At 61.5% G+C, this 18,077-nt stretch carries 15 protein-coding genes and 1 pseudogene; 5 read left to right on the forward strand and 11 right to left on the reverse strand.

Annotation, left to right across the window (positions count from 1 at the left end; translation table 11 throughout):
- The 3 genes and pseudogenes from CWO89_RS47090 to CWO89_RS46110 form a co-directional block, all read right to left on the reverse strand.
- Window positions 1-639, reverse strand: a pseudogene (locus CWO89_RS47090) (hypothetical protein); the annotation flags it as partial.
- 150 nt (window positions 640-789) lie between these two features.
- Window positions 790-1,032: a hypothetical protein gene (locus CWO89_RS24520; protein ID WP_130581274.1), complete on the reverse strand. Its 243-nt coding sequence runs from the start codon at window positions 1,030-1,032 to the stop codon at window positions 790-792.
- Between the two features lie 396 nt (window positions 1,033-1,428).
- Window positions 1,429-1,605, reverse strand: a complete 177-nt coding sequence (locus CWO89_RS46110) for a hypothetical protein (RefSeq protein ID WP_165421322.1) — start codon at window positions 1,603-1,605, stop codon at window positions 1,429-1,431.
- A gap of 555 nt (window positions 1,606-2,160) precedes the next feature.
- On the opposite strand from CWO89_RS46110, the gene CWO89_RS24525 reads away from it, so the two are divergent.
- Window positions 2,161-2,703, forward strand: a complete 543-nt coding sequence (locus tag CWO89_RS24525; RefSeq protein ID WP_130581275.1) for an AAA family ATPase — start codon at window positions 2,161-2,163, stop codon at window positions 2,701-2,703.
- Window positions 2,704-2,784: 81 nt separating this feature from the next.
- Here CWO89_RS24525 and CWO89_RS24530 read toward each other — a convergent pair whose 3' ends face one another.
- The 8 genes from CWO89_RS24530 to CWO89_RS24565 form a co-directional block, all read right to left on the reverse strand.
- On the reverse strand, window positions 2,785-3,477 hold the full coding sequence (locus CWO89_RS24530) for an ABC transporter substrate-binding protein (protein ID WP_130581276.1): 693 nt from the start codon (window positions 3,475-3,477) through the stop codon (window positions 2,785-2,787).
- 225 nt (window positions 3,478-3,702) lie between these two features.
- Window positions 3,703-4,902, reverse strand: a complete 1,200-nt coding sequence (locus tag CWO89_RS24535) for an adenylate/guanylate cyclase domain-containing protein (protein ID WP_130581277.1) — start codon at window positions 4,900-4,902, stop codon at window positions 3,703-3,705.
- A gap of 218 nt (window positions 4,903-5,120) precedes the next feature.
- Window positions 5,121-7,304 carry an ATP-binding protein gene (locus CWO89_RS24540; protein ID WP_130581278.1) on the reverse strand — a complete coding sequence of 728 codons (2,184 nt, stop codon included), beginning with the start codon at window positions 7,302-7,304 and terminating at the stop codon, window positions 5,121-5,123.
- A 704-nt stretch (window positions 7,305-8,008) separates the two neighbouring features.
- Window positions 8,009-10,222, reverse strand: coding sequence for an alkaline phosphatase family protein (locus CWO89_RS24545; RefSeq protein WP_130581279.1), 2,214 nt, complete (start codon window positions 10,220-10,222; stop codon window positions 8,009-8,011).
- 260 nt (window positions 10,223-10,482) lie between these two features.
- The gene (locus CWO89_RS24550; RefSeq protein ID WP_130581280.1) at window positions 10,483-11,562 is read right to left on the reverse strand and encodes a LysR family transcriptional regulator; all 1,080 of its coding nucleotides are present in this window, start codon (window positions 11,560-11,562) and stop codon (window positions 10,483-10,485) included.
- A 111-nt stretch (window positions 11,563-11,673) separates the two neighbouring features.
- Entirely contained in the window at window positions 11,674-12,141 is a 468-nt protein-coding gene (locus CWO89_RS24555) for a DUF1348 family protein (protein WP_130581281.1), read from the reverse strand.
- A gap of 150 nt (window positions 12,142-12,291) precedes the next feature.
- On the reverse strand, window positions 12,292-15,171 hold the full coding sequence (locus tag CWO89_RS24560) for an ATP-binding protein (RefSeq protein ID WP_130581282.1): 2,880 nt from the start codon (window positions 15,169-15,171) through the stop codon (window positions 12,292-12,294).
- Between the two features lie 272 nt (window positions 15,172-15,443).
- Window positions 15,444-16,061, reverse strand: a complete 618-nt coding sequence (locus tag CWO89_RS24565; protein WP_130581283.1) for a LysE family translocator — start codon at window positions 16,059-16,061, stop codon at window positions 15,444-15,446.
- A gap of 144 nt (window positions 16,062-16,205) precedes the next feature.
- Here CWO89_RS24565 and CWO89_RS24570 point away from each other — a divergent pair, with 144 nt between their 5' ends.
- From CWO89_RS24570 to CWO89_RS24585, 4 genes are read left to right on the forward strand one after another with little or no spacing between them, the layout of a single operon-like run.
- Window positions 16,206-16,520 carry an ArsR/SmtB family transcription factor gene (locus CWO89_RS24570; RefSeq protein ID WP_130581284.1) on the forward strand — a complete coding sequence of 105 codons (315 nt, stop codon included), beginning with the start codon at window positions 16,206-16,208 and terminating at the stop codon, window positions 16,518-16,520.
- Complete coding sequence (locus CWO89_RS24575) at window positions 16,513-16,974, forward strand: SRPBCC family protein (RefSeq protein WP_130581285.1); 462 nt, start codon at window positions 16,513-16,515, stop codon at window positions 16,972-16,974. Before CWO89_RS24570 ends, CWO89_RS24575 begins: the two co-directional genes overlap by 8 nt.
- 19 nt (window positions 16,975-16,993) lie before the next feature.
- Window positions 16,994-17,461 (forward strand): SRPBCC family protein, encoded by a 468-nt coding sequence (locus CWO89_RS24580; protein ID WP_130581286.1) that lies wholly within the window; start codon window positions 16,994-16,996, stop codon window positions 17,459-17,461.
- 32 nt (window positions 17,462-17,493) lie between these two features.
- Window positions 17,494-18,006, forward strand: a complete 513-nt coding sequence (locus CWO89_RS24585) for an SRPBCC family protein (protein ID WP_130581287.1) — start codon at window positions 17,494-17,496, stop codon at window positions 18,004-18,006.
- Window positions 18,007-18,077 lie beyond the last annotated feature (71 nt).

Genomic DNA, 18,077 nt, shown 5'->3' on the forward strand with positions numbered 1-18,077 from the left:
GAGCGCGTTAGGTGACGCGGTTATGTTGGGCTGCCGCGCGGCAGGAGAAAGCTCTGCAGTCGTTACCGAGCCCGACAGAATTCCGATTTCACCCTTCCCCGTGCCGGTACCAGTCTCTCCGCCGCCCGGCAGCATGCCCCAACTTCTGATCGCCCCTCCGCCTGGTAGTGCATTCCAATTTGCGAGCGGCGCAACGTTCTCCAAGGACATGGAGACACTGGTAGAGGCACCCATGACCCCGGCGCGGCCGGTCAATACGAAATCTGCTCCGCCAGACACGCGGCTGCCATGCAACTGCGCCGACGCCGCATTGGCTGCTCTCTGATCGAGCAATTGTGTTGGGGCAATGAAGTAGCCGCAGCCACAAACCTGCGCGACTGCTGGAGGTGTCGAAGATCCGAAAATGTTCGGGGTCGCTGTCGAAGGCACGTGACCAAGGATGACCACAGGATTTGTCGGCGCTGGTTCTGCCGCCGCGGAGGTTGGCGTCCGGACTTCGGTCGTCAACGCTGCAAATCCGGCGTCCGAAGTTGCAGTGGATGCCGACGCCGCGGCACCTGAGGCACTCAGGCCCAGACCTTCCTGCAAATTCCGCGCGGCGAGCAGCGACAGCGACTCGTCTTCGTCTGAAGCTGACACTCGGACATTTCTTCGCAGAAGCGTGCGTGGCCACGTCTGCACTCCGAGAGCCATGCGGCCCAAACCGGACTCTTCGTATAACTGCCTCATGCTATGACACCGTCCGAAAATGTTTAATTTTCGCGAATTAAATATTAGTCGTGATTTAATTCAATTTGCTGTTGTGTCGCACCCCAGCCCTTTGCTGAACAACCAGATGTCGATCTTCGTCAAACCAAACGTGGATAGTCGTGATTTTCTAATGAGTTGAATCCGGCCGAACGTCTCTTCGCGGCATAAATAAATTTCAAATCGGGGGATATTCAATTTGCGCTTGAATGGAGCAGGCAAGGCGCCCGCATGCGAATTGCATAGCGCCGCCTGCCTGGCGGCATGCGCTGCATGGTCGCGCAACTCATCGCTGCGCGAACCAGTGCGTCTTTTGGACTAGAGCATTTTCGGTTCTGATTGAATCAGAACAGAAGCTCTAGATTCTTGTTTTGACGCGTTTTCTTCACGCGAACCGGTACCCACTTCGCTCGAAAACACTCTAATCAGTTCGATGCCGGCCGATCCGCTCGACGCGCGAGACAACGCCGTCACGCGTGAGGGGTCTCGCATGCCGAATTCAGATCGAGCTGGTCGCTATCGAAGCGACATGTGCATTGCGGAGGCAAGGCGGATGCGCGCTGACGCGAACGCCTTGCATCGACGCGATGAAGCTATCTATCTAAGATACGGGCCGAGCCGCGCGGAGACGGAATCGGCCTACGCATTCCCATCGCGAGCCTCGCAAGCAGGGGTGTCAAGCTACTTGGTGCTCAGTGAAATGCCGAGGGCCGATGCTTTCACGGTCACCGCTGCGGGCGACCTCTTGAGAGACTTTGCGATTTTGTCTCGACCACGCTTCTCTTTCGCCATGGTCTTGAGCGTCTTCAGGTCGTCCTTCGACCACAACACCCGCGTGGCTTTCTTTTTCTTCGCCATTACAACTCCTCTTCAAGAGCCCATGTTTTACGAACCCAGGCTAGTCCGGTCAAGGAACATTGACTGCAGGCATTGGAGCAGTTGGATACGGTCGATAGGCACCGTGGTGCGTTGCAGCCACGATTACGAAAAGGATAGCAAATACGATGATGGCGCGCATGGTCAGGCTCCGCATGAAACCTATCTAACACTCAATGATCTCGGGCATTGTGAACTAGCTCACCAGTTCCAGTGGATCGCAACGTTCATGACGCCTATGCTGCACATGTGCTGGAGGACAGTCGATTAGCGCAACCTAGCTGATGGCTGGAGTGCGGTTGCCGGACTCGTCATCGGTGGTATGCCCCTCGCCTTCGCCGGCAGCATGCTGAGCGTGAAGCCGCTGCCCTACTTCAAGCAAATAAGCCGGACGTCGGGCCCTCCACTCGGCTCCCCCTCCACTCTTGAGCCAAAAGCGATATTCACGAGCATGATCTTTTTCGGAAAACCGGTCTCCACTTTTCCGGAACATGCTCTAACGCATGAAGCACGGGCGACTTGAAAGCAACCGGTTAGATGGAAAACTTCGTATCAATTTCAGGCTGCTCCGGCGGTGGCAAATCGACCCTGCTGGCAGAGCTTCGACAACGTGGTTTCGCTACGGTCGACGAGCCGGGCCGGCGGGTGGTGGCCGAGGAACTCAATTGCGGTGGGAGAGCGCTGCCGTGGGTGGATGCGGTTGCCTTTGCCCGGCGCGCGATAGAGGTGTCACTCGCCGATCGGGCCAAGGCTGAAGTCACGGCTGAAGCCGGCGCCCGCTGGATTTTTTTTGATCGAGGCTTGATCGATGCTTGCGCTGCGCTCCAGCACCTGACGGGGGAGCCGGTCCTTCAGAGTCTCGGTCTGGTTCATCGTTACAACAAACGCGTGTTCATCACGCCGCCCTGGCCCGAGATCTACGCGACAGACCGGGCACGACGGCACAGTCTCGCTGAGGCCGTTGCGGAATACGAACGATTGATCAGCGTCTATCCGTCCCTGGGCTACGACATCCGCGTGCTGCCGAAACTGAACGTCGCCGAGCGAGCCGACTGGATTCTAACCTCACTCGAGTGCTGACGCTCCTGTTGAGCCATACGCATCGAGTCCGCCCACCGACACGTGTCCTCTTCCTCGGCCAGCGGGAGCATGCGGCGATGTTCACGATGGCAGCGTGGCCCCGGCTCCGAGCCACTGTTTGACCAGCATGGCCAACGTGCCGTCGGCTGCAAGCGCGGCCTGCGCACCGCTAATTGCATCGCGCAGCGCGATGTCTCCTTTGCGGACACAGATGCCAAGGCGCTCCACAGTGATGCCGGTCTCGACGACCCCAAGCCTCGGCCGGCCGCGCACGAGCCAAGCCGTGACAGGTGCGAGTTTCATGAAGGCGTCACAGCCTCCGCTTGTCAGATCGTCGAGCGCTTTCTCGATCTCGTGATAAGCATAGACGCGCACCCGCGCAGCACGTTTCTCCGCAACCAGTTTTTCAGCAACTGGCTGGCTGGTGTTGCCCTGCTGCACCCCGACGACCAGACCTTTGAGATCGGCGATGCCATGTACGTTCGGATTGCGGATGACATCGACGACAAGTGATTGGCCTGAGATCGCATAGGGCCTGCAGAAATCGGCCTTTGCCTCCCGGCCCGGCGTGATGGTGGTGCCAGAGGCGACGCAGTCGTAACTGCCGGCATCCAGACCGGCGAAGATGCCGTTGAAATCGGAGCCCGTGTACGGGACCAGCCGCCATTGGCGGCCGAGCATCCCGGCGATGCGTTGCACCAGCGCGATGTCAAATCCCGCCGGGCCATCGCTCGTCAAGAACTCGAATGGCGGATCGGGAAGCGCTGCCCCCACTTCTCAAGGTTGGCACGGCTATGACCTTTGATACGCCAAACTGAGATGCTGCAGCCGCCCTACCGAGGACGTTGAAATCCTGCGGCGTCTCAGAGGATTTTCCCGGGGCTTATTGCTTTGAACCCTTGAGGCTATCACAGCCGACTGAACGTTAACAAGGCAGCGCTAATCTGGCAAACTTCGCGACGCAGGCGGAGCGGCTCGCACCCGGCGATAGCTCCGCATTCAGCCATGATAGGCAAACAGCTCGATTAGCTCGCTGAAGCCTCGCACCGGATATTCGCCGACGCGTTCGAGATCGAAATCGCTTTTGACGAAGTCGGCGAACGCGCGGGACAGCAGCACCTTTCTACCCAATTGTTTGGTCAGGGTTTCGAGACGCGAAGCCATGTTAACCGCGGGACCGATAACGGTGAAGTCGAGGCGTGTGCGCGACCCGATATTGCCGTACATGACGTCGCCGACATGGACGCCGATACCGTAATTCAGCGGCTCACGACCGGTTTCGCCATTCTTTTCGTTCAGGGCAATCACGGCCTGACGGGCTTCGGCCACGGCGCGCAACAGATTTGCGCAGGCCGACGGCTGGCTGAGCGGAAAGATGGCGAGCAGACCGTCGCCGATGAATTTCAGTATTTCCCCGCCATGTCGCGCGATCGGCTCCGACATCGCGTCAAAATAGCCGTTCAGGAGATCGATGACGTCATCGCGCGGCCAGTTATCGGAGATCCTGGTGAAATCACGCAGATCGCAGATCATGATGGCGGCGCGTACCGTCGTCCCGCTGCCGCGCCTGGTGGCGCCGGCCAGAATCAATTCGCCGGCATGCGACCCGACATAGGTTTCGAGCAGCGTTCGCGCCAGCCGGTTCTTGATACGGATTTCGCTGACCAGCGCCAGGATCGGCAACAGTTTTAGCACGCTGGCGATATGCGCGTCGTCGAAACCTCCCACCCGGTCGGTTGCGAAGGTCACGATGTGCCGTTTGCCGAGCGTATGATACAGCGGCCAGGCCACATAGTCGGTCAAGCCTTTGGCCCGCATCTCGTCATAGATGGCATGCTTACGGCCCAGCGAGGCATCGCGTGCGAGGTTTTCGCGCACCTCGGTGGCACCATCGCGAATTTCGTTTGCTGGACTGCCGATGTATTCGGATCGCCCCACGACATCGTAGTCGACTCTCTGAATCTCGGCCTCGCGCATTCCATCGACCCACATCATCCGGGCGCCGAGCCATTGAGGATGGTGGATCAGGATGTGAAGCGACGCCCGCTTGACAGGAATGCCCGCTCGCTGAAGGCGAATACACATCTCGGCGAAAATATTGTCGATGAAGCGCTCATCGCGCGTGTCGTTGGTCAGCCAGTGCACAACGTCGTTGTCGGAATACACGGTGCCGGGATCGATGTTTGGCGGCGGGTTCATAGCTTATTCCTCGGTGGTGACCTGGATCGACGGTACAGGATATGTCGTATCCCCGCCCGACGGCGTCAACGAAGCCCGCCGCAATTTGCTTGCGCGCGTCGGGTTGTCGGGGGGTTGCCGCCTGCCCGGCGCGGGAGGCCGCAGGGGTAGCGCCCACCGCCGGTTCTGCCCCCCGTAGCGGACCGCTGCCGATCCGGAAGCAACGGCGCGAAAGCCGCTCAAGCTTCGTGCAGGATTGACCGCAAGCGCGCCGCCAATTCTGACATGCGGAACGGTTTGTCGATAATCGGAAATTCGCCTACCGCCTGATGTCGGTCCAGCGCGTCGCCCGCATAGCCCGAGGCAAGCAGGATCTTGATGCCTTTGTTCAGTTTCCTCGCTTCGCGGGCAACCTCAATGCCGTTGATCCCGTTTGGCATCACGATGTCGCTCAGCAGGAGGTCAAATTCCTCGCTCCGGAGCAGCCGAAGCGCTTCCGTGCCATTGCGAGCGCAACGAACCTGATAGCCCGACCTGGTCAGCATCGCCGACGTGAGGTCCAGAAGATCGTCGTTGTCCTCGACAACCAGGACTCGCTCCGAACCGGCCGGAAACGCTTGGGATCGGACGTCGTCCAGTTCGACGGAAGGCGTTTGCGTGGCTCTCGGCAAGTAGAGAGAAACAGTGGTCCCCTTTCCCAATGCGCTTTCGACGGCAATGTGCCCCCCGGACTGACGGACAAAGCCGTAGACCATGCTAAGGCCGAGCCCGCTACCCTTGCCGACCTCCTTCGTTGTGAAGAATGGCTCAAACACTCGGTTCCGCACCTCGGGAGGCATTCCAGAACCAGTGTCCCTAACAGACAGCCTGACATACGATCCGGGCAAGCACCCCGCCACGGCTCCTTCGCCCACGACGACGTTCTTCATCTCGATGTCGAGCACGCCGCCATTGGGCATGGCGTCGCGCGCGTTCAGCGCCAGGTTGAGGAGAGCGGTCTCCAGCCGCGCCGGGTCGACATGGCACAGCCACAACCCTTCACTGGTCCACACCTTGACCCGGCATGCCTCCCCAACCGCCTTGCGAATGATTCCCTGGAACTCGGAAACAAGCTGGTTTGTGTTGACCGGCCTTGGATTCAATATCTGCCGTCGCGAGAAGGCGAGAAGCTGCGCCGTCAGCTTTGCCCCCCGATCGACAGCACGCCGTGCAGCCGCGGCGAAGTGCCGGATCTTGCCGATATCATCGCCCGCCTCGATGAGTTCGAGGTTCGCGGAGACCACCGTGAGCAGATTGTTGAAGTCGTGCGCGACGCCGCCGGTGAGCTGACCGACGCTCTCCATCTTCTGGCTCTGATGGAACTGCTCCCTCGCTTCGGACAATTCGTGCTCACGGTGCTTCAGCGCATCGGCCATGGCGTTGAATGCCCTGGCGACCCGTGCGATTTCCGAATTGCCCGGGATGTCCAGACGCCGGCCGAATTCGCCGAGCCGCCATCGGTTCGCAGCGTCAACCAATTGTGCAAACGGGCGCTGGATGAACCGTTGGGCGCCCCACGCCGTCAGGATCAAAACGACCAGGGCGCCCATGAAGATGAACAACACGTCGCGCTGCGTGCGATGTTCGATCTTGGTGAAAGTCTGCGCCTTGCCAAGGCCGTAGCTGACAAGAAGATCTTCCCCCACAGCGGCGAATCCGACAATTCTTCGCACGCCGTCAATGTTGACCATATCCTCTACAGTCCCGTTGGAGAGCGTCGGATCCTTCCCGGCGGGCAGCTTCTTGCCGACGAACAGGGCATTGTCAGGATAGCGAGCGAGACAGATGCCGTTGCGGTCCGTGATGGCAAGCGCGGCTCCCGTGGGAACGCCCTTTTTCGCGATGTAGTCAGCAAGCCAATCGAGGCTGAGAGCCGCTACGACGATGCCGCCCATGCGGTCCTGATCGTCGTAGAATGGCAGCGCAAACTGGAGGACGTTGCGACCGGTGGTTCGGCCGACTGCGAACTCTCCGACCGTGAATTGTCCGGTTTTTACGACGCTGGCGAAGTAGGCACGTCCAGCGGCGGTAGATGGCTTATGCTCTCTGGTTGAGTCGCAGAAGGAGTTGCCATTGATGTCGACCACGATAAAGACGATGAACTCCGGGTATCGTTGCTTGATCCTGGAAAGGTAAGCGTTGCATCCCTGGACGTCCTTCTCCTTTATCGCCGGAAGCTCCGAAAGCGCGGTCATAGCCTGACGAACTCCCAGGACGATCTGCTGCTGCTCAGCGGCGGCGAGCTTGGCGAGCCCCAATACCTCGTCCTGTACTTCAACTTGGCGCGTACGACGCAGGTCGATTTCATTGTACGCCTGTATCGCGATTGCCGGCAGTATTGCGACTGCCACCAGCGCGAATAAGCGTGATAACAGGCTGCTCATTTCGACCTTTTCCTACGCATGATCGGTGGCATCAGACCGACCGTGCCCAGTCCACCGACAAGCGCCATTGCATGAAGAGTTCTCCGAACTGCAATCGGAAATAACGCCATCAAGCGGTGGCGCTATTCCGAGCCTTCATTGACCAGTTCGTCGCGGAGAAGTGGCACCCACGGCCGTGAAAACAGGTTGGCCCATGTCGATGCCAGGGATGGCAGAGCGACGAGAAGACTGGCGGCGGGTGAGCCTATGGCGGCACGGGTAACATTCAACAGCCTCACGAACCATTGAACCCTACGGCCCAATGCAGCGTCCTCAGACTGGGCGCTCGACATCGCTGGAGTTGGCCCCGCAGGTCCACGGCTCCGCGCGGACGAGGAAGGCCGATCTATCGGTCGGGTTGGCCCTTGGCACGTCAGGGCGATAGAGTGATTCTCATTGAACTGCTGTCCCGCTACCAATCTTCTGCCGTAAAAACTGAACCGGCCGCATTACAGAGCTGTTTCAGTCGGCCGGGAAACGATTGCGATTGTAGGCGAGCGGCCAAAAAATTGGCGAAGAGAAGCCAGGACGTGCAGCAACGAGGAACCCGCTTCCACGCGTATGGAGCAGGGCCTCAGAGAAACGGCTGAGCTGCACAACGAGGCCAGTTCCGATGGGCGCTGGTCGGCGCCCATCGGACGAGTTTGAGGATCGCGCGCCGGTTTTCAGCGCAGGATCTCGCGCAGCACCTCGCCGTCGACGCGGCGGGGCGTGACACCCAGGATCTGCATGACGGTCGGCGCCACGTCGGTGTTGCGCATGCGGCGGATCGTGGCGTCCTTGCGGATCTGCGGGCCGGCGGCGATGAAGGTCGCGCTCATCACCGGCAGCTCGGGATCGTGGCCATGGGCGCCGTAGAAGTTCGGCATCGACAGCATGGTCGTTGCCGCATTGAACGGCGCATCGCCGAGGCGGGCGACGCCGGGGTTCTGGATGCCGTCGAAGTTGTAGCCCGGGGCCATCAGCGCGAACACATCGCCGAAATCCTGGCCGATGGTCTTGCTGGTGCACTCCCCGGTCCCTTCCTCGCACTGCAGCGGCCGGGTCTCGACCACGGTGAAGATCCGCCCGTCCTTGAGCGAAAAGTTGAACTTCGGGTTGGGATCGGCCGCGTTCTTCACCGCGTCGGTGATCTGCGTTACCAGCGCCTTGTAGGCCGCCAGATCGACGGTGCCGCCCAACTCGCGGTTCTGCAGGTTGACGTAGATGTTGGCCGCCGGACCTGAGGTGCGGATCGCGATCTTGGTGGTGTCGATGCCGGCATTGCGCAGGATGTTGGTCAGGCTGACCGAGGTGTGGAACGGCGCGAAGCCGTGGTCCGACACCACGATGACATTGCTGTCACGGCCCGCCGCATCGGCGATCTGCTTCACCGCCTTGTCGGCCGTCTGATAGGCGAAGCGGATATACGAAGCGTACCGCGCGACCTTGGCCGGATCCTGGTTGGCGCCGATCGAGTTCGGGTCGGTCGGGTTGGTGCCCTGGCGGCGGTCGGTGAGCAGGAACTGATGCTCGGAGCCGTCGGGCTGCTCGATATAGATCATCACCAGGTCGGCGTCGGGATGGTTCCGGATCGCGCGCTCGCCAATGTTCGCCTGGTAGCGCACGAAGGTCTTCACCATGTCCTCGAACATCGTCTCGATCTCGAGGTCGGGGAAGTTGGTGAAGCCCGGGCTCAGCCGCTCCGGAATGCGGAAGTCAGCCTGCGGACGCCAGAACCCGACATTGTTGTTGATGTCGTCGACATCGGCCAGCACCGCCACGTTGCGCGGGATGAAGTTGGCACCGTAGCGGGCGAAACGCACGACCGAAAGATCGGGCGCCAGCGCCGAGACGAAGTACGCGGCGCCGACCTTGGCCCCGCTGCCTTCGAAGAAGAACGGCGCATTCTCGCCGCCGAGCTTGACGTAGGCCGGTCCGGTCGACGGGGCGTGGAACGGTCCTGCCGTGATGCCGCGGGCCGTGTCGAAGAACACCAGGGTGTCGTAGTTCACCTTGCGGTCATTGGTGGTGTCGAGCGCCGCCACGCGGATCGCATACTTGACGTCGAGCGTCGCCGCATTGGTGCAGGTCGCAGTCGACGCCGAGGAGCACGAGAATGTCTCGACCGGCGCCGACGTCACCAGCACCGGGCTGAACGAGAAGTGGCCGGCCGCCTGGAGCGCCGTGACAACAGCCGGATCGGACGTGAAGTCCCCCCGGGACAGCGAGAAGCCCTGGGCTCCGATGCCGCCGAACGCCCCGAACGGCACGGTGAAGTCGGTGACGCGGATCGGCTGGGCCGGCTGCACCACCGTGTTGTTGATGGAGATGTCGGCGCCGTCGCCGCCCGGCCACGTCGCGGTGACCACCTTCTTGCCCTGTTGGCGCAACTGCACCCACAGCGGCAACGCTGTCGGGCGCGGCGAAGGCCCGAGCGGGCTCTCGCGATAGCCGCCGATCGGTGCCGCAAATCCGCTGATGCTCGATGAGATCGGCCCGACGATCGCCTGGAAGGTGTTCGACGGGATGTCGTTGTGGACCGCCGTCGAGCCGGTGGCGATTTCGATGTGCGACACCGCGGTGAGCGACGGCGACGCCGTCACGTTCTGCTCCGCCACCGCGCCGCGGCGGCTCAGCCGCGCCAGGCCGCCGTCACGCGGCAGCACGCCCTCGTCGATGAACTGCCGGATGAAATCGGGCTTGGCGCCGTCGAGCGAGATCACCACCACTCGCGGCGACTTAGGGCCATGATGGTTCCCGTCATGATCATGGTCGCGGTTGTCGCCGTGGTCGCGGTTGCCGCCGTCGTTATCGGCGTGCGCCGGCGCGGCAACGCCGGTCAGCGATGCAGCGAGCGACATTGCCAATATCAAGGAGAGAAAACTCTTCAAGTTCATATGGACGCCCCATTTTCGCTGCGCAATCAGCGCGAGTTTTGGTCGGAAACGACGCAGCGATTATCGGGCTTGGCTGACGACGCGCATGTGACGCTTCGGCGACACGTGTAACGTTGCGGCGACAACGCCACCATGATGCTAGCACGAGCGACTCGAGGGCGACCTTCCCGTGATTGACCGCGCGAAATCCTCAGGCGCGCGAACGAAGAGTTCAGGACCCCGATCATGCCGGCCTCGTGGAAGGGCAGTTCCATCTGCATTCATGCCCCTGCTGCTTCGCTGGCGCGCGATGATATCGGTGCGACAAAGCGCGCAATCGACGTCGCCGGAGGGGATGGACGCATGGCGGCTGATGGGAAACAAGCAGGAGTTGCGCGCAGCGACCCGGTTGCCCGCCTCAGCACCTCGCGCAGCCACTGCTGCGGCGCATCGTTCGTATTGCGTTCATGCCAGAGAACGCCAACGTCCGCCAAGTTCGTCTTGTAGGGCAGCTCGTACGTCGATAAGGGATGGATGCGGGCCAATGACCTCGCGAGTGGCCGCGGTACGATCGCGGCGAGCTCGGTATCCTCGAGCAGAGCGGGCAGCGCGAGAAAGTGCGACAGCGAAATCGCGATACGCGGACCTCGCTGCGATCCGGCGAAGGCCTGTTCGAGCGCCGCTCGATCGTACATTTCCGATCGGCGAGCCAATCCACGTTCGGATACGAAGCCGTTCACGAGCCCTTCGTGCTCGCCGTGCAGCGACACCGCGGCGATGGATAGGCCGGACAACGCTTCGAGCGACAGCCTGCCAAGCTTCCGCGAAGAATGGGCGATGAGAACATCGTCATACGCGAACAGAGAGCTCGACCGGAAGCGTGCAGGAACGTCCGGGAAAGTTCCGATTGCGGCGTCGATCAGTCCGAGATCGATCTGCTCGGTCAGGTCGATCCGACAGTCCGGACGGATCACGAGGTCGACAAACGGCGCCTCTTGCGTCAACAAGCGGAGGAGATCAGGCACCATAACCATGGTCACAAAATCGCTCACCGCGATCGTGAACCGCCTGGCCGATCTGCCGGGCTCGAATCTCGGCAGGCCGATCGCCGTTTCCAGTGATTTCCATGCTTCCCGGATCAATGGCGCCATGGCAAGCGCACGCGCAGTCGGCTGCATTCCAGCGGCCGTGCGGACAAACAATTCGTCGCCCAGCATTTCCCGCAACCGAGCGAGAGCGTGACTGACGGCCGACTGACTAAGGCAAATCCTTTGACCCGCGCGTAACACGCTTCGTTCCTCCATGACAGCGTCGAAGACGCGCAAGAGGTTCAGATCAAGCCGGTTGAACTGTGTCGTCATCGCTGGACCACTCAGATGATTGCTTCGGCTTTAGCTCGGCGGATCCAATCTCAGGCGGGGAGGAGAACGAGCAGGATCCGCCTGTTGTCAGAAAGCTGCGCTCCAAGCGTCTCAAAAGTCGAAATCGCTGAGCTCAGGGTGGTCATTGGGCCTGCGTCCCAACTGCCACAGGAACATCCGGTCGGCCTCAGCGATCGGCTGCTCGCTGATACTGGCGAGACGACGTCGTATCAGCCCATCCGGATCGAGCTCCCAGTTCTCGTTTCCATAGGCCCTGAACCAGTTTCCTTCGCTGTCGCAGTATTCATAGGCAGACCGCGCCGCGATCCGATTGTCGGCAAAGGCCCACACTTCATTGATCAGCCGGTACTCCAACTGCTTTGCCCACTTGCGCGCCAAAAACGCCTCGATGGCGGCGCGTCCGGAGAAAAATTCGAGGTGATCTCGCCAGAAGCTGTCGACCGTGTAGTCCAGTGCCACCCGAACGGGCTCGCGGCCATTCCAGCAGTCCTCGATAGCTCGGACCTTCGCTATCGCGGTGTCCCAAGTGAAGGGTGGCAAGGGGAAGCGTGGTGACATGGCCGTTGCTCCGCGGACGACAGGAACGCAGAGTGGAGCAGCACCGGACTGGCTACGAGTTTATTGGTGTAAGAAACTGTAAAACTCACGTTTGGCGATGATGCTGCGCTGCAACATCGGACGTGGCCGGCCTCGCGAGAACGAAGTACGTCAAGGATATGACATCCGGGCTCCGACAACGCGAAGCTGACGTTCTGCCTCTTTCAGGTCAGCGGTTTCGAATCCTTCCGTAAATTGTCCGTACACATCGCCCAGCAGCGATCGTGCTTCGTCCACGCGCCCATGCTCCATCCACAGGCGCGCCAATGCCATCGCGGAACGCAGCTCCCATCCAAGAGCGTGCTGTTGCCTGGCGCAGTCGAGCGAGTCCTTGAGCGATGCCTCCGCCGCCGGCCAGTTCGCTGGTGACGCCGCGAGCAGCACCGTCGCGCGAGCCCGCAGCAAATCGGGCAGTTCGAAGGTTCCGGAGCCGCGCAATGCGTTGGCTACGGCCGCATCGATGATGCTGGCGGCTTCTGCCGAGTTGCCGGTGCTGGCGAGACCTTCGGCCAAGGCGCGCGAATTGGATGGCAAGAGGATGTTTCGCTGCTCGGTTCGCAAGGTGGACAGAGCTTCACGCAGGGTCTTGATGCCAGGCTCTGTATCCCCTCTCTCCAGCATAAGCGCTCCTCGCAAGCCCAGGCCGCCGGCCCTGTACATGGCGAGCGAGTACCTGCCAGCGTAGGTAATGAGTCGTTCTACGAGCTCTTCCGCGATCTGCCGATCTCCCCGCCACAGAAACACCGGCGCGACAAAGACTAGGCAGATGCAAAGCGAGACAGGATGCTCTTTCCTTTCGGCGACCTCGATAGCTCTATATGCAAATTGAGCCGCCTGATCCGCAAGGCCGCAGTCCCACAATGTCCGCGCGTAACCGACAAACGCTCGCACCTGATGATCGTATCCGAAGGAATGCAGCTCGCTCACGCCGGCAGCCGCTGCGTGCTCGAAGCCTCTTTTATAGCTCTGCTGGGCAGCCGCTTGCTCTCCCACCAGATGATAACTCGCGCCAAGCATCCACTCGGCCATCACGACTTCCCGCGGCCGGCCCAATTCCCTGGCTATGGCAGCGTAACGTTGCGCTACCGCCAACGAGCCGCCAGAATCCGCGAGCCGAGCGCGATAAAGATTGAGACCGGCCAGAAATTCCAACTGGTAGTCGGCATCGCCCATGGAATCGGCAAGGCTCAGTCCCCGCTCCAGTGCCGTTCCCACCTCCACGCTGTCACTATGAGCGTGGATCGATGATGTCGCCAATGGCAGTTGGAGCCTCAGTTCGAGCTTTGTTCCGCGATCCTCCTCTGACAGTGCATCTATCGTTTGCAGGCACCACCAGCGACATTCGCTCAGCATCGACATTCCAAGGAACAGGGGCACCGCGCCGGCGCCCAACGCCACACCAACCGACCTGTCGCCTGACGGCGAAAAACTCCACTCGAGTGCGGCTCTGATGTCACCTATCTGTCGCGAGTAAGGCGTTAGATCGCGATCCCGCAGCGTGCTGCCCCGGAGTCCCGCGAGGCGTTCGGCGTAGTAGAGTGCATGTCGTCTTGCAGTTGCGTTCGCTGCCCCCAGCTCCTTCAACCTGACCGCGGCATATGCCCGCGTCGTATCAAGCAGCCGATACCAGCCTGCGCCTCCCGTCAGCGAGACCGAGATCAACGACTTGTCGACCAGGCTTGCGATGGTTGCAAACTGCAGCTCATCGCGGTCCGCTTCTGCCACGATGGCTTGCGCCATTTCCATCGTAAAAGCACCGACAAAGACGGATAGCGCGCACAATATCGCTTTCTCGCGATCCGACAGGAGATCGTAGCTCCAGTCGAGCATGGCCTGCAGCGTCTGGTGCCGTGGCACACTGCGCCGCCCCTGCCAAAGCAGCATCAAGCGGTCGCCGATCAGCTCTGCCAGTCCGCCGATGCCGTAAGTGCTCGCCCTGCTGGCCGTCAGCTCGATCGCCAGCGGCATCCCGTCAAGCTGGCGACAAATATCGGCGACGATGGGCGCGTCCTCGTCGGTGAGCTCGTCCCGATATCCGCCGGCGGCGGCCCGGTCCATGAAGAGCCGAACAGCAGGAGAGGCCAGTGCCTTGGCCGCTGTCAGCGCCGTCCCGCTCGTTGGACTGTCGAGAGAGCGAAGCGGATGGACGTTCTCGCCTTCAACGCGGAGGGATTCGCGGCTGGTCGCGATGATGTGGATGAGCGGCGCTTGGCGGAACACGCCCTCCGCCAGGATGGCGACAGCCTCAATCACATGCTCGCAGCTATCGAGAACCAATAGAAGGCGCTTGTCGGCAAGAAATGCGATTAGCCGCGATAGCGAGTCCTGCGTATGCGCGAGGCATCCAACCGCTGAAGCGACGGCCGGAACAACGAGCGCGCGCTCCTGCAGCGCGCTGAGGTCCACGAAGCAGACCGCGTCGCGGAACTCGTCCGCCAGCCCATGCGCGACGGCGACAGCCACCGTGGTTTTTCCGACCCCGCCGGGCCCGACAATGCTGACGAACCGCCGGGACATTAGTTCCAAGCGCAAAGCTTCGACAGTCTCGTCGCGACCAACCATCCGCTGCAAACGCGCAGGCAGGGTCTGGATCCTGCCACGCCCGACAGGCGTAGCCGTGGACTGGCCGCCCTGCACCAAGCGCTGGACCGGTGCAACAAAGCAATATCCGCGTCCGGGAACGTTGGTGATGTAGCGTGCACCGTCGCGACCATCCCCGAGCGCTCTGCGGATCCCTGCAACGGAAACCCGAAGGCTGGCCTCTTCGACGATGACATCCGGCCAGACCCGCTTGATCAATTCCCGGTGGCTCACGACCTCCCCTGCCCGTTCCACCAAGGCAATCAGGACATCGAGCGCGCGGCTGCCCAGCGACACCTGCACGTCACCGTTCATGAGCAGCCTTTCGGACACGGCCAGACGAAACGGCCCGAACTGGAACGCCTCACCTTCGTTGGCGCGTTGCTGCAAGGTAGCGACCTCGACCTTCACCCCCACCGCTCGATCTGCTCCGTTGTCCGCTCGCGGATCTACGGCGCTCCGTCCGGTGGAGCAGTTGCTCACGCACACCTGGCGGCACGCCCTCTGCCGATGGAACTAGCCGCCTATTAACACGCCCTAACCGCACGCGAGGACAAGTATACGATGGTGTCAATCAAGGCACGCGACAGCCGTCGCCGCTCGCCTCGATCCGCCGGGCTGGGGAACCCGCGTGAAGCTCGGAAACAGATTCGCAGATTCGAATTCGTCAAGTCCAAGGCGCGCTAGCGCGCCCGCGTCAACGCGAGCCAGATGCCGCCGCCGATCATGAAGCCGCCCGAGACGCGCGAGACCAGGCGCGTCCGCTGCTTGGAAAAGAATTTTCGCGCGCGGCCGGCGAGCAATGCGTAGATCATGTCGCTCATCGCCGCCGTCACCATAAAGGTCACGCCGAGCAGCGCCACTTGCGGGAGGTGATCCTTGTTCAGGTCCACGAACTGCGGAATGAAGGCGCCGAAGAACACCAGCACTTTCGGGTTCGACAGCAGCACCAGAAATCCTTGCAGGAAGAATCCGCCGCGCGGCGGCGGTGGCGGCTCATCCGCGCTCAGGTCCTCGACCGGGGAGCGGATCAGCTTGATGCCGAGCCAGACCAGGTAAGCCGCGCCGGCAAAGCGCACCCAGTCGAACCAGTAGCCCATGGTCGCCATCAGCGAGGTGAGACCGACGGCGACGACGCCGATCACGATCGCCAGTCCCGCCTGCGCGCCCAGCACATTGGTCAGCGCCGCGCGGGTGCCGTGGCGCAGGCCGTTGGCGATCACCAGCGTGACGATCGGGCCGGGCAGCAAAGCGAGCGCAATGCAGGCGGCGACGTAGGCGAGATAGGCTTGCAGGGACATGGCGGAACTGCTCGGAGCGGGAACTCGGGTGTCCCCGTTCTAGCGCAAGCCACACCCGATAAGAAGAGCGAAGCGCTGCGCCATCCGACTCCTCGATGACGTCGCGCTTGACATGCAACCATTTGGTTGCCTATTGTGGCGCACATGGACGAAGTCTTCAAAGCGCTGGCGGACGCATCGCGGCGGTCGCTCCTGGACAGGCTTCACGCCAGAAACGGACAGACGCTGAACGAACTGTGCGAAGGCCTCGCCATGACGCGGCAGGCGGTCACCAAGCACCTTGCGATTCTCGAACAGGCCAATCTCGTCACCACGTTCAAGCATGGCCGCGAGAAACTGCACTACCTCAACCCGGTTCCGATCCATCAGATCGGCGAGCGGTGGATCAGGAAATTCGAGCGCGCCAAGCTGGTCGCGCTCGGCGAATTGAAACGGCAACTGGAGGAGCGCGATGAGTAAGCCGGAATTCGTCTATGTGATCTATATCGAAGCTTCCTGCGAAAAGGTCTGGGATGCGCTGATCGATCCGGAGATGACCAAGGATTATTGGGGCAGGCATCGCAACAGCTCCGATTGGAGCAAGGGCGCGAAGTGGCAGCATGAGGATTACGACGATCCCTCCAAGGTCGCGATCGCCGGCACCGTCATCGAGAGCGAGCGTCCGCACCGGCTCGTGCTGAGCTGGGCGCGGCCGGAGAATCTCGGCGATCCCGACAAGGTCTCCCGCGTCACCTTCACGATCGAGGAACAGTTCGGCTCGACCAGGCTGACGGTTGTGCATAGCGAACTCGACGACGAGATGCTGCGCGGCGTCAGCGCCGGCTGGCCCCCGATCCTGTCGAGCATGAAAACGCTGCTGGAGACCGGCGCGTCAATGCCGATGACGCGCCGACGTTGGAAGAGCGGCGAGTAGCTTCGCGGGAGGGTTCAAGATGTCCAAACCGGAATTCATATACGTCACCTATATCGAGACCACGCCCGAGAAAGTGTGGGAGGCGCTGACCAATAGCGAGTTCACCAGGCGTTACTGGTTCAACACGGAAGTGAAATCCGACTGGAAGGTGGGCTCCCCGTTCGCGCTGGTCACGAACGGCACCACGACGGATGTGGGCGAAATCCTCGAGGCAGACCGGCCGCGGCGCCTCGCTTACACCTTCAAGCATCAGCTCGATGAGGAGATGCGCAAGGAGCCGCCGACCAAGGTCACCTTCACCATCGAGCCCCACCGCGACCTCGTGAAGCTGACCGTGACGCATGAAGACTTCGCCAAAGGCAGCAAGCTCTTCGATGGCATTTCCAAGGGATGGCCGGCGATCCTCTCGGGACTCAAGACCCTGCTCGAGACCGGGAAAGTGTTGGCGATCCCGCCTCGTGCGCTTGAGATCGAAGGGTTCGAATAGAAATGAAGATCTATCGGAGGGTTCGAGAGGACATGAATATCGAGAAATTCAAGCCGGCGATCGTCTACACGATCTACATCGCGTCCACACCGGAGAAGGTCTGGGAGGCGCTGACCAGTGCCGAGTTCAGCCGGAAGTATTTTTCCGGCAACGCGGTCGAGGTCGATCTCCGCGTGGGCGGCGCATTCATGGTGCGTACGCCCGATGGCGCGCCGCACATCACCGGCGAGGCGATCGCATGCGAGCCGGCGCGGAAGCTGACCGTGACCTTCAACGTCAACTGGCCGGCGCTGGTGGAAAAGCTGGGGCCGACGCTCGTGACCTATGAGATCGAGCAGGCCGGCGACGCGGTCAAGCTGACGCTCCTGCAATCGCACGACCGGCCGCTCAGCGACGATATCCTCTCCGGCGGCCGCGCCGGCTGGCCCGCGATCCTCTCCAGCCTCAAGAGCTTGCTGGAAACCGGCAATGCCCTCGTCATCCAGATGCAGCCGCCGGCACGGATGCTGGCGGCGCTGAAGGAATTGGGAATCGCGACGCCGTAAGTCGCGACGGTCCCGTAGCCCGGGTGGAGCGCCGGCGTAACCCGGGGCCGCTCGCAAAGCCGAGACAGGCG

The organism is Bradyrhizobium sp. Leo170, from assembly GCF_004296405.1.
GTDB lineage: Bacteria > Pseudomonadota > Alphaproteobacteria > Rhizobiales > Xanthobacteraceae > Bradyrhizobium.